Annotated in this window: 16 protein-coding genes and 2 pseudogenes; 9 read left to right on the forward strand and 9 right to left on the reverse strand. The window is 69.3% G+C overall.

Annotated elements, in window-relative coordinates:
• Window positions 1–217: 217 nt before the first annotated feature.
• Together OOK41_RS14495 and OOK41_RS14500 are read right to left on the reverse strand one after the other, a co-directional pair.
• The gene (locus tag OOK41_RS14495; protein WP_266265336.1) at window positions 218–673 is read right to left on the reverse strand and encodes an ankyrin repeat domain-containing protein; all 456 of its coding nucleotides are present in this window, start codon (window positions 671–673) and stop codon (window positions 218–220) included.
• A 209-nt stretch (window positions 674–882) separates the two neighbouring features.
• Window positions 883–1682 (reverse strand): IS5 family transposase gene (locus tag OOK41_RS14500; protein WP_266267830.1). Its coding sequence is split into 2 segments (ribosomal slippage): window positions 883–1346 and window positions 1346–1682, totalling 801 coding nucleotides; the frame shifts between segments, so codons are not numbered across the junction.
• Window positions 1683–2448: 766 nt separating this feature from the next.
• Between OOK41_RS14500 and gdhA the strand changes: the two genes are divergently transcribed.
• Window positions 2449–3795 (forward strand): NADP-specific glutamate dehydrogenase, encoded by a 1347-nt coding sequence (gene gdhA / locus OOK41_RS14505; protein WP_266265339.1) that lies wholly within the window; start codon window positions 2449–2451, stop codon window positions 3793–3795.
• A 167-nt stretch (window positions 3796–3962) separates the two neighbouring features.
• Here the strand turns inward: gdhA and OOK41_RS32065 are convergent, their stop codons facing one another.
• Window positions 3963–4184 carry an alpha/beta hydrolase fold domain-containing protein gene (locus OOK41_RS32065; RefSeq protein ID WP_353962204.1) on the reverse strand — a complete coding sequence of 74 codons (222 nt, stop codon included), beginning with the start codon at window positions 4182–4184 and terminating at the stop codon, window positions 3963–3965.
• A gap of 216 nt (window positions 4185–4400) precedes the next feature.
• Here OOK41_RS32065 and OOK41_RS14510 point away from each other — a divergent pair, with 216 nt between their 5' ends.
• Entirely contained in the window at window positions 4401–5003 is a 603-nt protein-coding gene (locus tag OOK41_RS14510; protein ID WP_266265341.1) for a TetR/AcrR family transcriptional regulator, read from the forward strand.
• Window positions 5004–5254: 251 nt separating this feature from the next.
• Window positions 5255–5689, forward strand: a complete 435-nt coding sequence (locus OOK41_RS14515) for a hypothetical protein (protein WP_266265342.1) — start codon at window positions 5255–5257, stop codon at window positions 5687–5689.
• Between the two features lie 369 nt (window positions 5690–6058).
• Here OOK41_RS14515 and OOK41_RS14520 read toward each other — a convergent pair whose 3' ends face one another.
• Window positions 6059–7135: an endonuclease/exonuclease/phosphatase family protein gene (locus OOK41_RS14520; protein WP_266265344.1), complete on the reverse strand. Its 1077-nt coding sequence runs from the start codon at window positions 7133–7135 to the stop codon at window positions 6059–6061.
• 473 nt (window positions 7136–7608) lie between these two features.
• On the opposite strand from OOK41_RS14520, the gene abc-f reads away from it, so the two are divergent.
• The 5 genes from abc-f to OOK41_RS14545 all read left to right on the forward strand — a co-directional run bounded on the left by abc-f (window position 7609) and on the right by OOK41_RS14545 (window position 14621).
• Entirely contained in the window at window positions 7609–9246 is a 1638-nt protein-coding gene (abc-f, locus tag OOK41_RS14525) for a ribosomal protection-like ABC-F family protein (protein WP_266265346.1), read from the forward strand.
• Window positions 9247–9386: 140 nt separating this feature from the next.
• Window positions 9387–11009, forward strand: coding sequence for an ABC-F family ATP-binding cassette domain-containing protein (locus OOK41_RS14530; protein ID WP_266265347.1), 1623 nt, complete (start codon window positions 9387–9389; stop codon window positions 11007–11009).
• Between the two features lie 439 nt (window positions 11010–11448).
• The gene (locus OOK41_RS14535; RefSeq protein WP_266265348.1) at window positions 11449–12264 is read left to right on the forward strand and encodes a GNAT family N-acetyltransferase; all 816 of its coding nucleotides are present in this window, start codon (window positions 11449–11451) and stop codon (window positions 12262–12264) included.
• A gap of 354 nt (window positions 12265–12618) precedes the next feature.
• On the forward strand, window positions 12619–13125 hold the full coding sequence (locus OOK41_RS14540) for a GNAT family N-acetyltransferase (RefSeq protein WP_207892890.1): 507 nt from the start codon (window positions 12619–12621) through the stop codon (window positions 13123–13125).
• A gap of 320 nt (window positions 13126–13445) precedes the next feature.
• Window positions 13446–14621 carry a DUF6236 family protein gene (locus tag OOK41_RS14545; protein WP_266265351.1) on the forward strand — a complete coding sequence of 392 codons (1176 nt, stop codon included), beginning with the start codon at window positions 13446–13448 and terminating at the stop codon, window positions 14619–14621.
• 1 nt (window position 14622) lies between these two features.
• Here OOK41_RS14545 and OOK41_RS14550 read toward each other — a convergent pair whose 3' ends face one another.
• The 3 genes and pseudogenes from OOK41_RS14550 to OOK41_RS14560 form a co-directional block, all read right to left on the reverse strand.
• Window positions 14623–15483 carry a hypothetical protein gene (locus OOK41_RS14550; protein WP_266265353.1) on the reverse strand — a complete coding sequence of 287 codons (861 nt, stop codon included), beginning with the start codon at window positions 15481–15483 and terminating at the stop codon, window positions 14623–14625.
• Between the two features lie 762 nt (window positions 15484–16245).
• Window positions 16246–16467: pseudogene (locus OOK41_RS31910) on the reverse strand (hypothetical protein); the annotation flags it as partial.
• Between the two features lie 52 nt (window positions 16468–16519).
• Window positions 16520–16618 (reverse strand): annotated as a pseudogene (locus tag OOK41_RS14560) (IS5/IS1182 family transposase); the annotation flags it as partial.
• Window positions 16619–16743: 125 nt separating this feature from the next.
• Here OOK41_RS14560 and OOK41_RS14565 point away from each other — a divergent pair.
• A complete protein-coding gene (locus tag OOK41_RS14565; protein WP_266265356.1) occupies window positions 16744–17682 on the forward strand; it encodes a hypothetical protein in 939 nt (312 codons plus the stop codon).
• A 131-nt stretch (window positions 17683–17813) separates the two neighbouring features.
• On the opposite strand, the gene OOK41_RS14570 is transcribed toward OOK41_RS14565, so the two are convergent.
• Complete coding sequence (locus OOK41_RS14570) at window positions 17814–18134, reverse strand: DUF6300 family protein (RefSeq protein ID WP_266265357.1); 321 nt, start codon at window positions 18132–18134, stop codon at window positions 17814–17816.
• Window positions 18131–21673: a DNA polymerase III subunit alpha gene (gene dnaE / locus OOK41_RS14575; protein ID WP_266265358.1), complete on the reverse strand. Its 3543-nt coding sequence runs from the start codon at window positions 21671–21673 to the stop codon at window positions 18131–18133. The genes OOK41_RS14570 and dnaE overlap by 4 nt, the downstream gene beginning before the upstream one ends.
• Window positions 21674–21708 lie beyond the last annotated feature (35 nt).

Consider the following 21708-nt stretch of genomic DNA (forward strand, 5'->3'; position numbering starts at 1 on the left):
GCTTCCCGCCGTCCACGAGGACGGCCATAACTGGCCCCACCTGACGATGATCTTGCCTGCGTTAAATAACGGTGTGTGACGGTTGAGGTCGTCGGCACCGCCACTCGGAACTGCACGCATCTGCCGATGAGCGTGCGTCGGGCGCCTGGTCCCACCAGGCCAGCACCTGTGCATGCAGCCGTCGACGACCCAGTTCACCGACCGAGAATCGATCCGCTCATTGGCCGTGGTCTTCCAGCAGCGCCGCGCCCTGGGCCCACTCGATCCGATACTTCTTGGCTTGGTGCAATCCCCGAGCCGCGTCGATCGGCCGGCCTTGCGTGCCGCGCGCTGCGATGCTGGGATCAGCGCCTCGATCGAGCAGGCGCTGTAGGACGCGGCAGCGGGCGGCCTGTTGCTCGGCTGGCCACGGTGCGGTACCGGTGGCCGCCGTATGCCACAGCGCGGTGCGTCCGGTGCTGTCCACAGCGTTGATCGGGCAGCCAGCGGCGAGGAGCCTGTCGATGATCTCAAGTGGAGCATCGGTGGCAGCGCCAACTCCACCGCGGGCCACCTCATGCAGCGGTGTGGTCTTGAATGTCGAAAGGGCCCCGGCGTCCGCGCCGGTGGCCAGCAGCACCGCGACGACCTCGGACGCCGCCATCCCGGCGGCGATGTGCAACGGCGTATACATACGGTAGTTGCCGGGCGTCCACGACTGCGCCTGCGGCTACCAGCCGAGCCACCTCTTGCACATCGCCCGCCCTGGCGGCGATGTGAGTCACTGCGTGCACCTATCCGGGGGTGCGAGTCAGTAGCCAGCGCGCAACAGCACTTTGGCGTCATGCACAGGCCCGGCTTTCCCGTTGTGAGGACCTGCGGTAGCAGTGCTATTTACAACTCCTAACTCTTTGAGCGTTGTAGTCGGCGCCAGCAGATGATGGCGCAGGCGAGGGTGAGGAAGGCTTCGTGGATGTCGTCGCGGATCTCCCAGCGGATGCGTAGGCGGCGGAACCAGTGCAGTAGTGCGATGGTCTGCTCGACGACCCACCGTCGGGCGCCGAGGCCGGAGCCGTGGTCGACGCCGCGTCGGGCGATGACCGGGGTGATGCCCTTGGCCCGTAGCTGGCGGCGGTAGCAGTCGTAGTCGTAGCCCCGGTCGGCGTAGATCCGCTCCGGTCGTTGCCGGGGTCGACCGCGGATGCCCCTTACCCGTGGGACTTTGTCGACCAGGGGTATGAGCTGGGTGACGTCGTGGCGGTTGCCGCCGGTCAGGGTCGCGGCGAGGGGGATGCCGCCCGCGTCGGTGATGACGTGGTGTTTCGAGCCTGGCTTGCGGCGGTCGACCGGGCTCGGACCTGTTTTGGGCCGCCCTTGAGCGCCCGGATGTGGGAGCCGTCGATCACCGCCCGGGACATGTCGAGTTGCCCAGCGGCCCGGAGTTTGCCGAGCAGGATCTCGTGTAGTTGTTGCCAGACGCCGGCGTCGTTCCAGTCCCGCAGCCTGCGCCAGCAGGTCATTCCTGAGCCGAAGCCCAGCTCTTGGGGCAGGTACTCCCACGGGATCGCGGTGTAGAGCACGAACAGGATGCCGCACAACACCTTGCGGTCATCCAGCGGCTTGCGGCCCGGGAACCGATGCCGCCGGGGCGGACGGGGTGGCAGCAGCGGCGCGATCTCAGCCCACAGTTCGTCCGAGACGATCCACGGCGGCTGCTCACCCCTCCTCACGTTCAGACAGAACGATCCTCACGTCCACCGGTTACGCCCAACATCATTAAGTTAGGAGTTGTTAGAGGACGTCTCAGCGCGTATTTTGCCGGCTATGTGGGTTTGGTCGTATCGCCAGGTTGGGGTGTTTTCGGCGGTGAGCCTTTGGTCGTCGGTGGTGTCACTGCCGTAGCGCGCGAACATGAGCAGGGCGCGTCGCTCGTCCAGCGGCATCGTCGTGTCCGGCAGGCGCGGTGTCGCCGCCAGCCACCGGCTTGCGGCCCACGTTCCAATCGCCGAGTCGAGGGCCTGCGGGTCGACGTTGGGGCAAGACCCGCCAGATCGTCGACCCGATGCATAGCTACTCACCCCCGCCGCCGTCGCCATAGCGAGCGTCAGGACGACCAGCCGGATGGTCCCGGCCCCGCGACGGCCGGCCGTCCGATACCCCGGCCAGCAACTCCGCGGCAGGCCGTGGCGCGTATCGGCGGCGCCGTCACCTCGCCAAACGGCACCGTTGGGAACGGGACCAGTAGCGGGGATGTCACACTGAACCACGACGAGGGCTGTCAGGGACGAGGTCCGTGAGAGGCTCTCGTCCTGCCGGAGCTTCTCGCTCAATACGCCGACGTTGCCGTACCTCGACGGTTGCTTCCGACAGTGACATTGTGATCTTGGCGTGGTCGTGGCGGTGTAGGTGACCTGCGGGTCGCCCAACGCGCGCGGCAAACCGGCCATGTTTGCGCATCGAGGAGTTCATGTGTCGGCACAGGACAAGCTAGAGTCGATCTTCACTTCGGTGGTGCGGCGTAACCCTGGCGAGGACGAGTTCCATCAGTCGGTGCGGGAGGTGCTCGACAGTGTCGTGCCGGCCTTGGAGAGGCATCCTGAGTACGCCGAGGCGAAGATTATTGAGCGGATCTGCGAGCCGGAGCGGCAGGTCATCTTCCGGGTGCCATGGGAGGACGATCGCGGTGAGGTCCACATCAACCGCGGCTTCCGGGTGGAGTTCAACAGTGCCCTGGGCCCGTACAAGGGAGGTCTTCGCTTCCACCCGTCGGTCTATCTGGGGATCGTGAAGTTCCTCGGTTTTGAACAATTGTTCAAGAACGCGTTGACTGGGATGCCGATCGGTGGCGGCAAGGGTGGGTCGGACTTCGACCCCAAGGGCCGCTCCGACCGGGAGGTGATGCGGTTCTGCCAGTCGTTCATGACCGAGTTGTACCGGCATATCGGCGAGTACACGGACGTGCCGGCCGGCGACATCGGAGTGGGTGGCCGGGAGATCGGCTACCTGTTCGGGCAGTACAAGCGGATCACCAACCGGTACGAGTCCGGGGTGCTGACCGGCAAGGGCCTCAGTTACGGCGGTGCCCAGGTGCGCCGGGAGGCTACCGGCTACGGTGCGGTGTTCTTCGCCGAGGAGATGCTACGCGCCGACGGCGGTGACAGCCTCGACGGAAAGCGGGTGGTGGTTTCCGGCTCGGGCAACGTGGCGGTCTACGCGATTGAGAAGGTGCATCAGCTCGGTGGCACCGTGGTGGCATGCTCGGACTCCTCCGGCTACATACGCGACGAGAAGGGCATCAACGTCGACGTGCTCAAGCAGGTCAAGGAGGTCCGCCGGGCACGGATCGCCGAGTATGTCGACGCCCGCCCGCACGCCGCGTTCGTCGCGGGTCGCCGGGTCTGGGAGGTGCCCTGCCAGGTGGCGATTCCCTGCGCGACGCAGAACGAGCTCACCGCCGCCGACGCGCTCACCCTGATCGCGGGTGGCTGCACCATCGTGGTGGAGGGGGCCAACATGCCCACCACGCCGGAGGCGGTGCGGGGTTTCGCCGAGGCCGGGGTGCGGTTCGCGCCCGGTAAGGCGGCCAACGCCGGTGGAGTCGCGGCCAGCGCGCTGGAAATGCAGCAGAACGCCAGCCGCGACTCGTGGACCTTCACCCATTCTGAGCAGCGGCTGCGGGAGATCATGCGGACCATCCACGCCCGCTGCTACGCCACCGCCGACGAGTACGGCATGCCGGGCAACTACGTCGCCGGAGCCAACATCGACGGCTTCCGGCTCGTCGCCGAGGCGATGCTCGCCCACGGGCTCATCTGAGACGGCGACGTACCCGTAGCGGGGCCGCTGGGCAGAGTCACTACGACGCCCACGCGGCCAGGACGAACACCGGCCCACCCGCCAAGAAGGAAGCGAAACCAACTAACTCAGGGTCTGTGGATAACGGCACCTCTCTGCTGCCAACGACTTGGCACAGAGAGGTGCCGTTAGCGGGACAGCGAGTGTGCCGCCAGCGCTGTCGCCGCCCACCGCGACAGGCGCTCCCGCCGCGTGGTCTGTCCCCTGGCGAGGGCGGTAAGGACGTCCTGCATGGCGCTCGGGTGTCGGTGCCGTGGCGCGAGCCGGTAGTCCACGCTGACCACCTTGAGACGGCCGGTCAGCTGCGGCGGGAAGGCATCGGCAGCGGGAGGCGGCGTGACAGCGCCCACGGGCGGGCTTGGTGGGGGACATGACAGGAACTTTCTTCCGGGTCTGCCGACGTGAGCCGACAGCAGTCGTTGCGCGAGGCGTCGTCGGTGATGCGGGGGCAGCCCACCCGTCTAAACGGTTCTTCCGTTCCGTTACGATGGGAATCGTAGCACCGAGCGCCGCCTTAAGGGAACCCGAGTCCCGATACGGGCCCTTGTGGGGAAGGAGTCAACCCGATGGCCACCGCACCCCAGCCCGGCAGCATCCGCCCCGGCGGACGTACCGCCCGCGTCCGCGAAGCCGTCCTGCAAGCCGCCGGTGACACCCTCGCCGGGAAGGGGTTCGACGCCCTGGACCTCGCCGAGATCGCCCGCATCGCAGGCGTGGGAAAGACCACCGTCTACCGCCGCTGGGGCACCCCCGGCGCACTCGCCGCCGACCTTCTCGACCACATGGCCGAACAGTCCCTGCCCCGCGCCCGAACCGGCAGCGTGGACAAGGATCTCCAGGAGAACGCGCGACTGGTCGTCAAAACCCTGACCGACCCCCGCCAAGGACGTCTCTTCAAGGCCCTGATCGCCGCCTCGCTCTGCAACGAACAGGCAGCCCAGGCGCTACACCGCTTCTACGCCGTACGCATCGACGATTGGGCCGGCTGCGTCACCGACGCCATGGGACGCGGCGAACTGCCCCACGGGACCGACCCCGGCCGCGTCATCGCCAACGTCTCCGCGCCCCTGTACTACGCCCTGCTCAACACCGGGGAAGCGTTGGACGACGAGGCGGCGGACCGCGCCGCAGCCACGGCTCTGGCCGCCGCACGCGCCGGGGTGGGGTGATCGTGTGCGGAGGACGTCAGTTCGAACAACCCTTCGGCTGTCGCGACTGGCGGCCAAAGGAGTACGGCGGCTCGGGAACAACGGTGCTTCCAGTAGGTCGGGCGACCTCAGAACCACCACGAGGCATCGCGCTGACGGCTGGGGCGGCGCAGGGAGCATGCGGGGAACACGGGGCGGCTGGCCACTGGGCGGCGGCGCGACGGTGAGTACCTGTGACAGCACAGCTTGCCCGGCCTCGTTACGGTGTGCTCGTGGCTGACGGACCGGCTGGCTGGGGGATGAAGTTCCTGCTGTGGATTGGGCTTCCCGTCCTCGCCCTCGTCGGGCTGGCCGTTGCCGCACCCGACGTTGCCCCGGCCTGGCGGGCGAGGTCCGGTGACGGCGTGGCGGGCACATTCACTGCGCGATACGAGGAGTGCGGCCGCGCCTGCACTTGGCACGGCGACTTCGTTCCGGACGGGGACGGAACGCCGCGCAACGACGTCATCGTCTACGGCGAGCCGGATGGGCTGACGTCGGGGGCCGTCGTGGCGGCCCGCGACACCGGCGCCCGCAGGGGGGTCTTCGCCGCCCGGGGCGGCAACAGTTGGCTGCTGTTCACCGGGCTCGCCGTGGCCGGCGCGGTTGCCGCAGTCGGCTGGGTGGTCATGCTGGTCCGCGCGATAGCAAACCGGCGCCGGATGTAGCGGGACCAGGGCGGCCGCTGTGCCGCGGTACCGCCGTACGCGGTGTATGTGACGAACAGCCTCCGGGCGGGGCATCCTGAGCGGCATGGACCTCCAGCCGGTTGAGCGGGCCGCGCGGAGGCGTTCCAGCAGCCACTGACCGCGGAGGAGATCGGGAAGGTCTGCCGACGGGCCTTCGGAGGCGACGCCACGCCCGTGCCCGCTGTCGGGCTGGGCACGGGTATGTACAACAACGCCTACCGCCTCACCCTGGGCCCGGGCGGGCGGAGCCGGTGATCCTGCGGGTCGCGCCGCCAGAGGCCCGCCAGTTCCGCAGTGAGCGCCACCTGATGCGGAACGAGTTCGCAAGCCTGCCGTGGCTGGCGGTGTTCACCAGCTGATTCCGGCCGCCACCGACAGGTGGTCGCTGCCGGTGGCCGGCAGCATCCACGAGATCTCCGGCTCCACGCCTCTGACCAGGATCTGGTCGATCCGCGCCACCGGGAACTTTGCCGGCCAGCTGAAGCCGAAGCCGTCCCCGGCCGCGTCCTGGGCCGAGTGCAGTTGCGAGGTGATGTCGGCGAACGCGCGGTCGTCCATGGTGCCGTTCAGGTCGCCGAGCAGCACCACGCGCTCGTTCTGCTCGGCGGCGATGGCCTTGCCGAGCGCCTGTGCCCCTCTGTCCCGCGAGTCCGTCCAGAAGCCCGCCCTGGGATTCACCCGTACGGACCCCAGGTGGGCCACATACACCGCCAGCGGCCCCTGGTCCGTGGCCACCGTGGTGCGCAGCGCCCGGGTGTAGGCCATCTTGATGTCGACCGGCTTGGTGTCCGCCAGCGGCCCGTAGTCCATCTTGATGTCGACCGGCTGGGTGTCCGACAGCGGCAGCTTGCTCCACAGCCCGACCGTGCCCTGCACCGTGTGGTACGGGTACGCCTTCGCCAGCTCCTTCTCGTACGTGTCCCGGGCCTGCTCGGTCATCTCCTGCAGGGCCAGCACGTCCGCGCCGGAGGCGGCCAGGTCGCGGGCGGTGCCGGCCGGGTCGGGGTTGTCGGCGCCGACGTTGTGGCTGGCCACGGTGAGGTCGCTGCCCGGGTGGGACTTGTCGCTGAGCAGCCCGCCGAAGAGGTTCAGCCACACCATGACCGGCAGCAGCAGCGCGGCCACCGCGGAGGCGGAGCGGCGCCAGAGCGCCCCGGCCAGCAGCACCGGGATGAACAGGCCGAACCACGGCAGGAAGGTCTCCGCCAGGCTGCCGAGGTTCCCGATCCGGTTCGGGATCTTCGCGTGCAGCAGCATGAACAGGCCCAGCAGCAGCGCCAGCGCCGCGAGCACCAGGCCGCGCTTCCAGGGCCCCGGCCGGGAGCCGACGCGGATCGCCCGGCGGATGCCCGCGCGCCAGGTCCCGGAGCCGGTATCCCGGCGGATGCCGCCCTGCCCGGTCTCCGCCGTGTCCACCTGCGCCATCGGCCGTCCTCGCTCACTGTCAGTGTTGCCCGTACGAAGAGTGCTGGTCACTGCTGCATCCTCGGGTCCTGGGTGGGGTCGGCGTACATGCGCGGGCAACCTTGATCGATCGCACCGGTGCACAGCCCGTAGTGCCAGATCACGTGTCCCCGCCCGCTCGTGTGTGATTGATCTCGTACCGTATTGCGAGCGCACACTTCCGCCACCCGCCAACTACCTGGGCTTCGCCCGGCGGGCCGAGTGCCGCCGGTGCTACGGTAGATCGCGAACGATCTGCACATGGATGATCAGACAAGCATGGGAGACGAGACATGGTGGGTGACGACGACATCTCCGGGTGAGACCGGACATGTGATCGGCCACCGGCCCGCGCCTATGAGCGCCGTTGCCGTGGTCGTGTCGTCGCTATTCGAGACCATGTCCCCTGTCGGGCGGCTGCGGTCGCCTGCCCTCACATCCGAGGTTGTTTCCCGATGTCCGATTCTTTCATCGTCTGCTCGAACCTGACCTTCTCCTGGCCGGATGACACCCCGGTCTTCCAGAACCTCTCGTTCACGATCGGTGGCGGCCGTACCGGGCTGGTCGCGCCGAACGGTGCCGGTAAGAGCACGCTGCTCAAGTTGATCGCCAACGAGTACCGGCCCACCGCCGGGTCCGTCTCGGTCCAGGGGGTGCTCGGCTACCTCCCGCAGAGTCTGCCGCTGGTCGGCGACCTGACCGTGGCCGAGGTTCTGGAGATCGCTCCGCTGATCCGGGCACTACATGCCATCGAGTCCGGAGACGCCGGCGAGGAACACTTCACCACGATCGGCAACGACTGGGACATCGAGGAGCGGACCCGCGCCCAGCTGGACCGGCTCGGCCTCGGCGACCTCGCCTTCGGCCGGCGCCTGGACACCCTCAGCGGCGGCCAGGTCGTCTCCCTCGGCTTGGCGGCGCAGCTGTTGAAGCGGCCTGACGTGCTACTGCTGGACGAGCCGACCAACAATCTCGACCTCGAGGCCCGGCACAAGCTTTACGACGTGCTGGCGCAGTGGAACGGCTGCCTGCTGCTGGTCAGCCACGACCGGGCACTGCTGGACCGGATGGACCGCATCGCCGAACTCGACCGCGGCGAGTTGCGGTTCTACGGCGGGAACTTCACCGAGTACGAGGTGGCGGTGCGCGCCGCGCAGGAGGTGGCGGAGAAGAACGTCCGCAACGCCGAGCAGGAGCTTAAGCGGGAGAAGCGGGAGCTGCAGGAGGCCCGCGAGCGGGCGGCACGGCGAGCCAGTAACGCCTCTCGCAACCTCAAGAACGCCGGCCTGCCGAAGATCTTCGCCGGTACCATGAAGCGGGACGCCCAGGAGTCCGCGGGCAAGGCGAACGAGATGCACTCCTCGCGGGTCAACGACGCCAAAGCCCGGCTCGACGAGGCGGGGCGCGCGCTGCGCAACGAGCAGAAGATCTCGCTGGTGCTGCCCGGCACCAACGTACCGGCCGGACGCACGCTCTTCACCGGTGAACGGATGCACGTCCGTTACGGCGAGCGGTCCCTCTTCGCCGCCGACGGCGTCGACCTGACGATCCGGGGGCCGGAGCGGATCGCCCTGCTCGGCCCCAACGGCGCCGGCAAGTCCACCCTGCTGCGGTTGATCAACGGCGATCTGGAACCCGAGGACGGCCAGATCAAGCGGGCCGATGGCCGCATCGCGTACCTGTCCCAGCGGCTGGACCTGCTGGACCTGGACCGTACGGTGGCGGAGAACCTGGCCGCGTTCGCGCCGGAGACGCCGGACTCGCAGCGGATGAATCTGCTCGCCCGCTTCCTGTTCCGCGGCCCCCGGGCCCACCTGCCGGTCGGGGTGCTCTCCGGCGGCGAACGGCTGCGCGCCACCCTGGCCTGCGTCCTGGGCGCCGAGCCCGCGCCGCAACTACTTCTGCTCGACGAGCCGACCAACAACCTCGACCTGGTCAGCGTCGGTCAGCTGGAGAGCGCGCTCAACGCCTACGAGGGAGCGTTACTGGTGGTCAGCCACGACGAGCGGTTCCTCGCGGAGATCAAGGTCAACCGCTGGCTGCGGCTCGCCGAGGGGCGCCTGCTGGAGACCGGCCCCCCGGACGTCGACTGACCCGCCTCGGGCCGCCCCGGTTTGCGGGGCGGTCCGACGTGGAGCCACACCGGTGCCGGTGAGCCCCTGACCCTTCCCCACGCCCCGTAGGCGGCACTGGCCGGCGGGCCGAAGACGATCTCCATGATGGTGTGTGCCTCATGTCCAAGTTTGCCCTGCTCGCCCACGATCTGGTCCGCACCCTCGGTACCCGCCGGGTGCTCGACGGCGTCTCCCTCACCGCCGCGCCCGGGCAGCGGATCGGGCTGATCGGCGAGAACGGTACCGGCAAGTCCACCCTGTTGCGGCTGCTCGCGGGGGCGGACGAGCCCGACGCCGGTACCGTCGTCCGCCCACCGGAGCTGGGGTTCCTGCACCAGGAGATGCCCTTCGAGCCGGCCGCCACGATCGCCGCCGTGTTCGACGGGGCGCTGCGCGAGGCCCGTGAGGATCTCGCCGAGCTGGACCGGCTCAGCGGCGCGCTGGCCGACACCCCGCAGGACGCGCCGGAGTACGCCGACCTGCTCGCCGCGTACGGCGATCGGCTCGACCGCGCGCAGGCCAGCGACGCCTGGGACGCCGACCGGCGCGCCGAGATGGTACTGGCCGGTCTCGGCCTCGGGGCGCTCCCACGCGAGCGCCCGATCGCATCCCTGTCGGGCGGGCAGCGCAGCCGGGTCGCGTTGGCCGCCCTCCTGGTACGGCGCCCCACGGCGCTGCTGCTCGACGAGCCCACCAACCACCTCGACGACGACGCCGCGGCCTTCCTCGAGGAGCAGCTGCGTGGCCTGCCCGGGGTCGTGGTGGTGGCAAGCCACGACCGGGCGTTCCTCGACGCGGTCTGCACGGATCTGATCGACCTCGATCCGGCCCTGGACGGCCCGACCCGCTACGGCGGCAACTACACCGACTACCAGGCCGCCAAACGGGCGGAGCGAGAACGCTGGCAGCGCCGCTTCATTGAGGAGCAGGAGGAACTCGCCGAACTGCACCGCTCCGTCGAGGTGACCGCGCACGAGGTCGCACCGGGGCGCGCCCGGCGCGACAACGAGAAGATGGGCTACGGCCACACCGCCGGGCGGGTACAGAACCAGATCTCACGACGTGTGCGCAACGCCGCCCGCCGCCTCGACGAGCTGGAACGTGAGCAGGTCGGCCAGCCGCCGGAACCGCTCCGGTTCCGGGTCACCACGCTGGCCAGCACCGCCGCAGACGGGATCCTGGTGTCCTTGCGGGACATCCGCGTACCCGGCCGGCTCGCGCTCGACCGGCTGGACGTCCCGGCCACCGACCGGCTACTGATCACCGGGCCGAACGGGACGGGAAAGTCGACACTGCTCGCGGTGCTGGCCGGCCGACTGCACGCCACCGGTGAGCTGCGCCGACGGCGTAACCTGCGGGTCGGCCTGCTCGCCCAGGACACCCTGTTCGACCGGCCGGGCCGCACCGCGCGGGAGACCTACGAGGTGGCGCTCGGTGCCGAGCGCGCCGAGTCCGTACCGCTGCTCTCGCTCGGGCTGCTCGGCTCCGCGGACCTGGACCGGCCGGTCGGGCAACTCTCGGTCGGCCAGCGGCGCCGGCTCGCCCTGGCGCTGCTGGTGGCCGACCCGCCCCAGCTGCTGCTGCTCGACGAGCCGACCAACCACCTCTCGCCGCGGCTCTGCGACGAGCTGGAGGAGGCTCTGGCCACGGGACCCGGCGCGATCGCGGTCGCCAGCCACGACCGCTGGCTGCGCTCCCGCTGGCCGGGTCGCGAGCTGCGTCTGTCACCCCAGCGCGGCTGATCGGCGGGCGACAGGCGACCGCTACAGATCTTGAATGGTCAGGTTGTGTCGGGTTCGAGGGCCAGGCCGGTGTGGGTCAGGAAGCTGTCGAGCAGGTCGGGTCGATACTGGATCCGCGTGAGGCGGTTGCGGACGATCGCGAGTAGGTGGTCGACGCCTCGGACGGCGAGGTTGCGGCACCTGCACCGACCAGCCGATCCGGTGCAGCAGGTACGGGGTGCCGTTGCGCGAACCACCTGGCCGCCTGCCACCGCACCGCCTCCCGCTTCGCCCGCCCCCGCGCGGACAACCCAGCTCCGTCGGGCAGCCGCCACGATCCGTGGTTCCTAGACGCTCCGGACGTCGCCAGCACCGCGGCCGGCAGTCGCCGCAGCCCGCGTAATCGAGAACGATTTAAATCAGAGGCGGTCCCAGCCTCCGGGTGATGGAATCAAGCGCTATGGGCGAGGTGGAGTACCCGGTTTTGGACGATGGTGATCTCCTGGTCAGGATGGAGCAGAACCTGGCCGAGCACGCGTGTCACCTGCATCGACACATCGCGGGCATGGCGGTTACCGACGCGGACGACCTCCTGGTCGCGGACAGTGGGCTGGGCGACGACACCTTCAACATCGTCGCCCTGGCCCGTTTCAGCCGGGCCAGCGCCGATGCACGCATCGCCGACACCGCCCGGAAGCTGACCGCCGGCGGCCGCCCGTTCTCGTGGTGGGTGGGCCCGGCCTCGACTCCGGCGGATCTGTCCACCCGGCTGGCCGCCGCAGGCTTTGAAGCATCCGAACGGGAGGCGGCCATGTGGGCGCCCCTGGACGAGGTCCCGCCACCGCAGAACGCCGCCGGGCTCGACATCCGCCTCGTGACGACGCCCGAAGGCCTCGCCGAGTACGCCACGGTCCTGGCCGGGAACTGGGATCCGCCCGCCGCCACCGTCCGACACTTCTTCGCCCTGGCCGCGGAGCATGCACTCGCCGCCGACTGTCCGGCCCGCTACCTGGTCGGTTACGTGAATGGCCGGCCGGTTTGCTCGGCGGAGGTCTTCCTCCACGCGGGGGTCGCAGGGATCTACAACATCGCCACCCTGGCCACCCACCGCCGACGCGGCTACGGCGGCGCCATCACCCTCGCCGCCTTGCACACCGCCCGCGACCACGACTATCGGACCGCCGTCCTACAAGCATCTGCGGACGGCCAACCCGTCTACCACCGCTTGGGCTTCCGCGACTGCGGCCAGTTCATCGAACACGCCATCAGCCTCTGAAAACCTATCCCACTCGTGAGCCACGTCAGGTCCTCGCGACGCGGGAGGAGACGCTTCCGGGATGGTTGGCCAGCGGCGCGGAGGAGCAGGTGACGGCGGCCGTCGGGCTGCCGCACGCGCACGGGCACCGGACGGCTCGCTGGTGGTGGAACTCGAGCGGCCACTGGGGGTCGCAACCAGCGACCGAACGCGAATGGGAGGCCGGCGATCGGCTGAGCTTCGCACGTTGACCACCGCCAGTCGATCCATGACGCTCGGGAAAGCGTTCTGATCAGTGCGTCGGTGTGTTGCCTTCCCGTCTGCAGGTGAGCTCGACGCTCCCGACCCATCTGACCACTCACCATGGAGATATCGATGAATTTCACCTTCCGCCGTGCGACGCCCGAGGACGTCCCTGCGGTGCTCCGCCTCTTCGACGACGTGATCGCGTGGTTCGTGAGCATCGGCAACGACGAACAGTGGGGCACCGAACCCTGGTCGACGCAGGAACGCCAGATCGAGCGCGTCACGGAAGCGTGCGCGCTCCCGGGTGCCTGGGTCACGGAGCACGCCGAGCTGGGCGTGTGCGGGGCGCTCGTGCTCGGCGACGCCATGCCGTATGTCCCTCCGGCGACCGACCCCGAGGTCTACGTCCGGCTCGTCATCGGCTCACGTGATCCACGAGCGAAGGGCGTCGGACGACGTCTGCTCGCCCTTGCCGACGACCAGGCCCGCGCCGCAGGCGTCAGCCGCCTACGAGTGGACTGCTACGGCGGCGGTACTGGAGCCCTGGTCCGCTTCTACGAGTCCTGTGGCTACGAGCGGATCTCGACCTTCGTCGTCGACGGCTGGCCCGGCCAACTGCTCGGCCGTACCCTCTGACGCGGCTGTCCATCACTTTCGGAATCACTGGCGGTCTCAACCGGTCAATGCCCCACCGACGGCGCGCAGGTACGCCACCGGGTCGCGGGGCTCGACCAGCAGGGGCCGGGATCGGGCGGGGCGTACCCGCGTCCAGGGCCTCGGCCGTCCAGTCCGGCCCAAGCGCGGCACCCAGCGTCGTGGCGACCCGGGGCAGGGAAGCTGGGGGCGAGGAAGCCGATGTCGTCGCCCGGCACGTCGCCGGCCGACGCCGATGGTCACCGATTCCGTGGGATCCTCATACATGGTGGACAATCGACCGGCGGCCGGCAGGGATGCGGATGAGCGACATCGGGCTGTACTACCCGTACTTTCACGTCCGGGACGACACCTGGCTGAAGGCGGCGGCCCTCTACCTGCCGCAGGTCGCGCGGATCCGACCGCCGGGCTATCCGGTGCGCGACTCGGAGACCGCCACTGTGCTGCGCGCCGAGCTCGACTTCCTCCTCGACGTCGACCCGGGTCCGCAGGCCGCGAGCACGGCGCGGGAGTTCGGGGAGTTCGTTCAGCAAGACGCCGACGCTCTGGAGCGCTACCTGCTCCCTGACTACCCGGGAGGCGGTGGCTTTGGGATAGAAAGCCAGAACCCATGGTTTCAGGACGAGACGCGTTTCGCGTGGATCCACGCCAGCCAACTGGGCGACAGGGCGCTCATCGAGCTGCTGTGCGATCTCGGGCTCGGGACGAGGGCACGCTTCGATCCCCTGACAGGGCTGCGGGACGACGCGCGATGGGTGGGTATGCACCCGCACCTGGTGGCCGTGTACTCCTGTGCCTTGGCGCAGCGGATCGCCCGGGCCAACCAGCTGCTGCCAGTGACGCACGATCCGCGGCTGTTCGCTCTGCCCGAGGACTGGACGGTGCGGGAGTTGGGCGCGGCGCTGGTGAACGCCCGGCCGCCCGGCGCCTCCTCGTCTGGCAGCTCGGTGCTGTATGCCTGCGCGGCGCTGCGGTCCGTGCTGCCCGCCGGCCTGGAACAGGTGTCCGCTCAGGACATCGTCCGGGCGCGGCGGACGTTGGCCGCCGAGTTCGACGCGTTCCGTGCGCACCTGACCGGCCTGGCGGAGGAGTTTGCGCGGCTGGACGGCATCGAGGATCCCGAGATCCTCAGGGCGCGGCTGGCCGCGATGGTCGAGTTGGACCTGAGCGGCTCGATCCGGGAACTCGAACAGGGCCTACGAGCCCTCGGCCTGGAGCCGATCAGGGCGATGTTCGGCCTGAAGTCCCTGGAGCTGCCGACGGTGGCGGCCCTTGCCGCACATGCCCTGCATCTCTCGCCGGTGATCGGCGCCGGCGGAATGCTCGCCATCCAGGCCTTCACGGCTGTCCGTTCGGCCCGTGAGTCCGCAGGTGAGCGACGCACCAGCGCGGCCGGATATCTGCTCGGGCTCCGCGCCCAGCTCGATCCGCCTGGCGCCTTGGAGCGCGCCCGGCGCATCCTGACCGGCAGGAGCTGACTCAGGGCTCGTGCACGGTGCGGCGGAGGCGCTCTTCTGCCTGGTCCACGAGTCGGGCGGCGACCTCTCGGGGATGTAGGTAGCGGGTGCCGGTGTTGAGCGCCGTGTCCGGGTCAGGGTCGGCGAGTTCTAATTCCCGGGTCAGTGCCCAGTTCGTCAGAAGCGCTCGCGCGTAGTCGATCAGGGCCTCCGGCACCACCGGTGGCACATCCGTCAGGATGGTCCCCTCAGGATGCCCTTCGGTCAGGGGCGCGACCAAGGGCACGACGCCCGGCACCGGAACCCCGGTCCAGGCGGGTGGGCGCCAAGAGGGATCGAGGGTGACGGTCTCGCGGCGCAGCTGGTAGCCCCGGCCGGGTCGCAGGACGGAGGCGTCCTCGACCCGCACCATCCCCGCGTCCGCCCGGACCGCCGCGGTCAACTGGACGGCAGCCCAGCCGCTGAGGACGTCGTAATCGGCTACGGGACGTGCGCACAGCTCCCGGAACCGCCGGGCGCGCGGAAGCACCAAGCACCGGTCTTGCTGAAGGACCTCGGCCGGGTCAATGGCCGTGGCCGCCTCGAGTGCCTCGCCTGCCTCGCCGAACGCGAAGCTCAAAACGGCGATCAGCGGCTGGGCAATCTTGCCGAAGACCCGTAGACCACCCTCGTCGTCATAGTGCGCGATCGAGCCGGCCCGGGTTCGGTGCGGACTGATCGGATGTTGCCCACGGATCCAGGCTGCCCATCGGAACGTCTCCCGCAGCGCACGGGTGAGATCTTCCGGTTCGGCGTTCAACTGGGCGCGCAACTGGCCCCGACAGATCGCGATGATGTTCTCTTGGCTTGTATCGACCATGCCTTCGATGATGACCGACGCCATAAGAGGGTGTTTCGGTGTGGTTCAGGCCCGGTCGTGTACGGGCGAGGGAATCTTGGTGGCGTGGTAGGAGTCGCCGCTCCGGGTGGGGCGCCAGAGGCGCCAGTGTTTCGCGGACAGCTTGAACGGGAGATGGCTTTGTAGATGACGAGCACCGGGGGACAGCCGTTGGTCGTCGGGCAGGTTGAACCACAGGGAGAGTGAGGATGCTGCGGTGCCGAGGGTTGCGCGTATGCCTGAGTCGCCCAGAAGCCGGCCGTACCCGTCCACGGCGAAGCGGCCGAAGGCGTCGGGAGTGATATCGGGGTACGGGGCGTGGGCGTCCGGGTCGATGAGGCGCACGGGCGTGTTGTAGGTCAGCGCGGCCAGGGAACGTCCGTGGGTCGTGACCGCGTCGGGGCCGACGGCGATGAGGGCAGCGAGCGCGTGGTTCACGGATTCGGGTCGAACGTTCCATTCCGTGTGGGTTTGCGCACGGTAGCGGGGTCCGCCGAAGCGCTCGGTGGCGAGCGCTACCAGCTGCTCGGTCGACGCAGGCGGTCCGCCTGCAAAGATCTCGAACGCCCACGATGCTGACGACACCGGTTCGGTGCAGGCATTGGCGAAGCTCTGCAGGCGCTGGAATGCCTCATCAGGATGCTTGGCGCGAAGCGAGTGCGCACCGCCCGCAGCCCTGGGCAGTCCGTCGTAGGTCACCACCTGCGGGAACGTGGTGCCCTGTGTCCGCGCCATCCGCCCATCATAGGTGTCCGTTGTCGCGCGCCCCTCGTGGCCACAGTAGCGCCAGGCGATGCCGATGCGGTTGACGTAGAGGATCGCATTGAAGACTTCTTGCAGGTCGTGGATGGCGGCGCGGCCGCCGACACCGGCGTCGGGCCTGGTGCCCTTCCCGGCTGGCGGGGTACGCGTTCGACGTCGATGCCGAGCCCGGCGCCGTGCGCACAGTACGGCCGTGTTGTGACCGCCGTCGACCCATGCCTTGACCACGGTCGGATGGTCCGCGGACATGGGTGTCGAGCAGGTGCCGGCCGGCGGTGGAGTCCGGCACCGACGCGGCAGTGACGACTACCGCCAGCAGCAAGCCGAGGGTGTCGGAAGCGATGTGCCGGTTGCGTCCCTTGACCTTCTTCGCGCCGTCAGACGTGGAGACGGACGGCGAGGTGCTCCTGGCCGCCGCCGGGGACGGCGTCGGCGTCACGCTTAGCCGGGGCCCCGGTCGCGGGCCCTGGCTACTCTGGGCGCGACGAGGAGGGGGTTCCGGGCATGGATGACGCAGGCCGCACCGCCGACGCCGGAGACACCCCGCCCGGCCCCCGCGCCGGTCACCCGGGCGGCCGGCCCGCCCGGCCGATCGCCGCCGTGCTCACCGCCGTCCTTCTCGGCCTGGCCTCGACGGCCACCTGGTACATCGAGCGGCGGACCGACTCGCTGGAGCAGCAGCGGCGCCAGGACGAGCGGGCCCTGTTCGAACGGGCCTGCAACGACCCGATCTCCGCCGCGGCCATGGTGATCAACATGCCGGCCTTCGCCAGCCGTTGCCCGGTGGGGCTGCGGCACCTGCTCTCGATACCGGCCGACGAGGTCCGCCCGGGCCCGGCGTTGGTCGACGCCTACCTGGACCGGCTGTTCGTCCTGCTCGGCGCTCAGGTCCCCGGCGGCGACGTCGGGCCGTACCTCAGCGCGCTGCACCGCGACGACGACCACGCCGCCGCCCTGCGCGCGGCGAACCGGGCCGTCCGGTCCTGCCGGGCGGTGCTGCCGACCGACCCGCCCACGCCCACGCCGGAGGCTTCCGGGCCACCGACGGGCTTCTGGGACGACCCGCAGCGTATCGAGGTGCGTCCGCAGCGCTCGACGGTGCGGGTGAGCGTCGCGCCGGGCGGCGTCACGGTGATCGACGTCCGGGTGGTCGAGACGACCCCGTCCTGCCTGACCCGGCCACCAGAGGAGGTGCCGGTGCCGCGGTACATCGGCACCACCGCCCTGAGCCTGTCCTTCAGCCCGGGCACCGGCCCGAGCGGGCAGCGGGTGTGGCTGCTCGACCGCATCGATGCCTGCCCGGTGCACCCGGACCCGCTAGCCTCGGCCCCGATCGTCAATACCGACTCGATGTTCCGGCGCAGATCGATCCGGGTGAGTGTGACCGACTCCCTCTTCGCCTACGCCGGGAGCACCTGCCCGTCGCCGGCCAGCCCGGGGTGAGCCGCTGCCCGTGCGGCGGGTGCCCAGGGTGCTCGGGGTGGACGACTTCGCGAGGCGTTGCAGGTCGCGGACCGCTGGCATCTGTGGCAAAACCTCGCCGAGGCCGTCCGCAAGGAGGTCGAGGCGATCGGTCACAGCTCGCCGCGGTACCAGGCGTCGACCTCGGCTTCGAGTGCATCCTCGTCCGGTCTCGCCGGTCGGGCCTGATCGATCCAGCGGAGCAGATCCCGCGCGAGCTGAGCTACGTTTTCCGTCTGTCTGCCCTCGTCGGCGGTGAGGTACCCGACGACCGGGCCGGCGAGGGGATTGTCTGCGTCGCAGCGGACGCACAGGTGAAGCTCATGGACGACCGGGTACCGGTTCCCGGACGCGTTCGTACAGGTGCCGGGAAGGCGCAGGACGGCCAGGACGTTGTCGGTGCCGCATCGGTGGCACGGCAGGTCACGGGTCATGCGCGTCCGATCGCGTCCGGGCCGAGTAGCGCCTTGACGTCCCCGTAGAACGCCGGTTCTGGAGTGACCCGGAAGGGCTTGAGGTTCAACAGCAGGCTCCGGGCGCCGTGCCGGTCCAGGCGCACGTGTACGGGTGCCCGGCCTGGATGGGTGGTCAGGATGTGTTTGAGATCCTGCACGAGTCGCGGGCTCACCTGGTTCGCCTGGAGCGCGATCACCACGGGTGGCTCGCTGTTCGCCCGGGAGACGTCGAGCAGCGTGATCTCCTCGCCGTAGAGGCTTATCGTCTCGTCGCGTACGTTGATCCGGCCCCGTACGGAGACGACCCGGTCCTGGGTCAGCGTGTCGCCGTACAGGGCGTAGGTCTTGGGGAAGATCAGACACTCCACGGCGGCGTCGTGGTCTTCGAGGGTGACGATCGCCCACGGGTTGCCCTGCTTGGTGACCTTGCGGTGCAGGCCAGAGATGATGCCGCTGACCCGGGTCGCCCGGTCCGGCCGCCCAGTGGTGAGCAGGTCGGCGATGGTGGTGTCGCGGTTGGCGCACAGTACGTGTTCGGCGCCGTCGAGCGGGTGGCTGGAGACGTACAGGCCGAGCATCTCGCGTTCGAAGGCGAGGAGGGTGGCCCTGTCCCACTCTCCCGGTGGGATCGTGATCGAGAAGGTGGCGCTCTGGGCGGTCTCGCCGAACAGCGAGTGCTGGCCGTGGGCTTCGTTGCGCTTGACGTCGACGACCGCGTCGACGGCCTGCTCGTGTACGCTGACCAGGGCTTTGCGGTGGTGCCCCAGGCTGTCGAACGCGCCCGCCTTCGCCAGTGATTCGATGACCCGCTTGTTGCAGACGGTGGATGGGACCTTGGCGAGGAAGTCGTTGAAGTCCGTGTACGGGCCCTTGGTCTCGCGTGTGGTGATGATGGCGTCCACGACGCCGGCTCCGACGTTGCGTACGGCGCCCAAGCCGAACCGGATGTCGGAGCCGACAGCGGCGAAGTCCAACCGGCTGGCGTTGACGTCCGGCGGCAGCACCCTGATGCCCAGGCGCCGACAGTCCGACAGGTAGACGGCCATCTTGTCCTTGTCGTCGCCGACCGAGGTGAGCAGCGCGGCGAGGTACTCCTGGGGGTGGTTGGCTTTGAGGTACGCGGTCCAGTAGGAGACCAAGCCATACCCTGCGGTGTGCGACTTGTTGAAGCCGTAGCCGCTGAACGGGACCAGCACGTCCCAGACCGCCTTGATCGCCTTGTCAGAGAAGCCACGCGTGCGCATCCCGGCGGAGAAGCGATCCCATTCGGCGTCCAGGACCTCTTTCTTCTTCTTGCCCATGGCGCGGCGCAGCAGGTCGGCGGCGCCGAGGGAGTACCCGGCGAGCTGCTGTGCAATGGCCATGACCTGCTCCTGGAAGACGACCAGGTGGTAGGTGTCACCGAGGATGGGTTCGAGCACCGTCTCGAGTTCGGGATGGATCGGTTCGACCGACTGCTTGCCGGTCTTGCGCAGGGCGTAGTTGGTGTGGGCGTTCATCTCCATCGGGCCGGGCCGGTACAGCGCGTTCACCGCGGCGATGTCGGTAAATGTGCTGGGCTGCATGAGCTTCAGCAGAACTCGCATACCGCCGCTGTCCAGTTGAAAGACCCCGAGGGTGTCGCCGCGTGCCAGCAGCTCGTAGGTCCTGGCGTCGTCGAGCGGGACGTCGAGGATGTCGATGTCGATGCCCTTGTTGGCGCGGACGTTGGCGATCGCGTCGCCGATCACGGTGAGGTTGCGCAGGCCGAGGAAGTCCATCTTCAACAGGCCCATGTCCTCAGCCTGGGTGAAGGGGAAGCCGGTGATCACCGGCCCGCCGGCCTTCGGCTTGACCAGCGGGATCACGTCGACCAGGGGCTCGCTGGAGAGGATCACGCCAGCGGCGTGCACGCCGGTGCCCCGGGTGAGGCCCTCCAGGCCGACCGCGGTGTCGATCACCCGTTTGACGTCCGGGTCCTGCTCGTACATCTGGCGCAGCTCGGCCGCTTCGCCGTGCCGGGGGTGGTGCTCGTCGTGAATGGCGGCCAGCGGGATCTCCTTGCCGCCGTCCGCCGCCGGGAACGCCTTGGTGATGCGGTCCCCCAGGGCGTACGGCAGGCCGAGCACCCGGCACGCGTCCTTGGCGGCGGCCTTGGCCTTGATGGTGCTGAACGTGACGATCTGGCAGACCCGGTCCTCGCCGTACCTGCGGGTGACGTAGTCGATCATTTCGTCGCGCCGTCGGTCGTCGAAGTCGAGGTCGACGTCCGGCATGGTGACGCGCTCGGGGTTGAGGAACCGTTCGAAGATCAGCTTGTGCTCGATCGGGTCGAGCTGGGTGATCCCGGTGCAGTAGGCGACGATCGAGCCGGTGGCCGAGCCGCGGCCGGGACCCAGGCCGATGCCGTGCTCGCGGGCGTACCGGCAGATGTCGGCGACCACCAGGAAGTAGCCGGGAAAGCCCATGGCGCCGATGACCGACAACTCGTAGTCGATGCGGTCCAGCACCTCCTGCGGCGGGTGCTCGCCGTAGCGACGGCGTGCCCCCTGCAGGGTCTCCTTGCGCAGCCAGCTGGACTCGCTCTCGCCCTCTGGGACGGGAAAGCGAGGGGTCAGGTCCCGGTGGGCGAACACCTTCCCGTAGTCGCCGGTTCGCTCGGCGATCAGCAGCGTGTTGTCGCAGGCACCGGGTACCTCACCGTCCCACAGCGCCCGCATCTGTCCGGCAGACTTGAGGTAGTAGCCGCTGCCGCCGAACCGGAACCGGTCGACGTCGGCGAGCCGCTTCCCGGTGCCGACGCACAGCAGCGCGTCGTGTGCCGGGGCCTGGCTCTCGGTGACGTAGTGCGAGTCATTGGTGGCCAGCGGCGGCAGGTCTAGTTCCTTGCCGAGCTTGAGCAGTTCGCTGCGGACCCGGCGCTCGATGGCTAGGCCGTGGTCCATCAACTCCAGGAAGTAGTTGTCCCTGCCGAAGATGTCGCGGTACCGCGCGGCAGCCTCGACGGCCCGGTCGTACTGGCCGAGGCGCAGCCTGGTCTGCACCTCACCGGACGGGCAGCCGGTGGTGGCGATGATGCCCTGGCCGTGCTCGGCGAGCAGCTCGTCGTCCATCCGCGGGTACCTCTGGACGTGGCCCTCCAGCCAGGCCCGCGACTGGAGTCGGAACAGGTTCCGCAGGCCCTGAGCGTCGCCCGCCCACATCGTCATGTGCGTGTACAGGCCCCGCCCGGAGACGTCACCGCCCTCGCCGGTTTCGTCGTCGGACCGGCGCATCGCGAGGTTGTCGCTGTAGTACACCGGCTGCCGGCGATAGCGCGAGGCGGGAGCGACGTAGGCCTCGATGCCGATGACCGGTTTGATCCCTGCCTTGCGGGCCGTCTGGTAGAACTCGTACGCCCCGTGCACGTTGCCGTGGTCACTCATCGCCACGGCCGGCATCCCCTGCCGGGCCACCTCCTCCATCAGCAGGCCCACCTTGGCCGCCCCGTCGAGCATGCTGTACTCGGTGTGCACGTGAAGATGCACGAAGGACCCCACTGACTACCACACTCCCTGGTTGTAGGATCGCCCTC

This window comes from Micromonospora sp. NBC_01655, assembly GCF_026339755.1.
In the GTDB taxonomy this organism is placed as follows: Bacteria; Actinomycetota; Actinomycetes; order Mycobacteriales; family Micromonosporaceae; genus Micromonospora.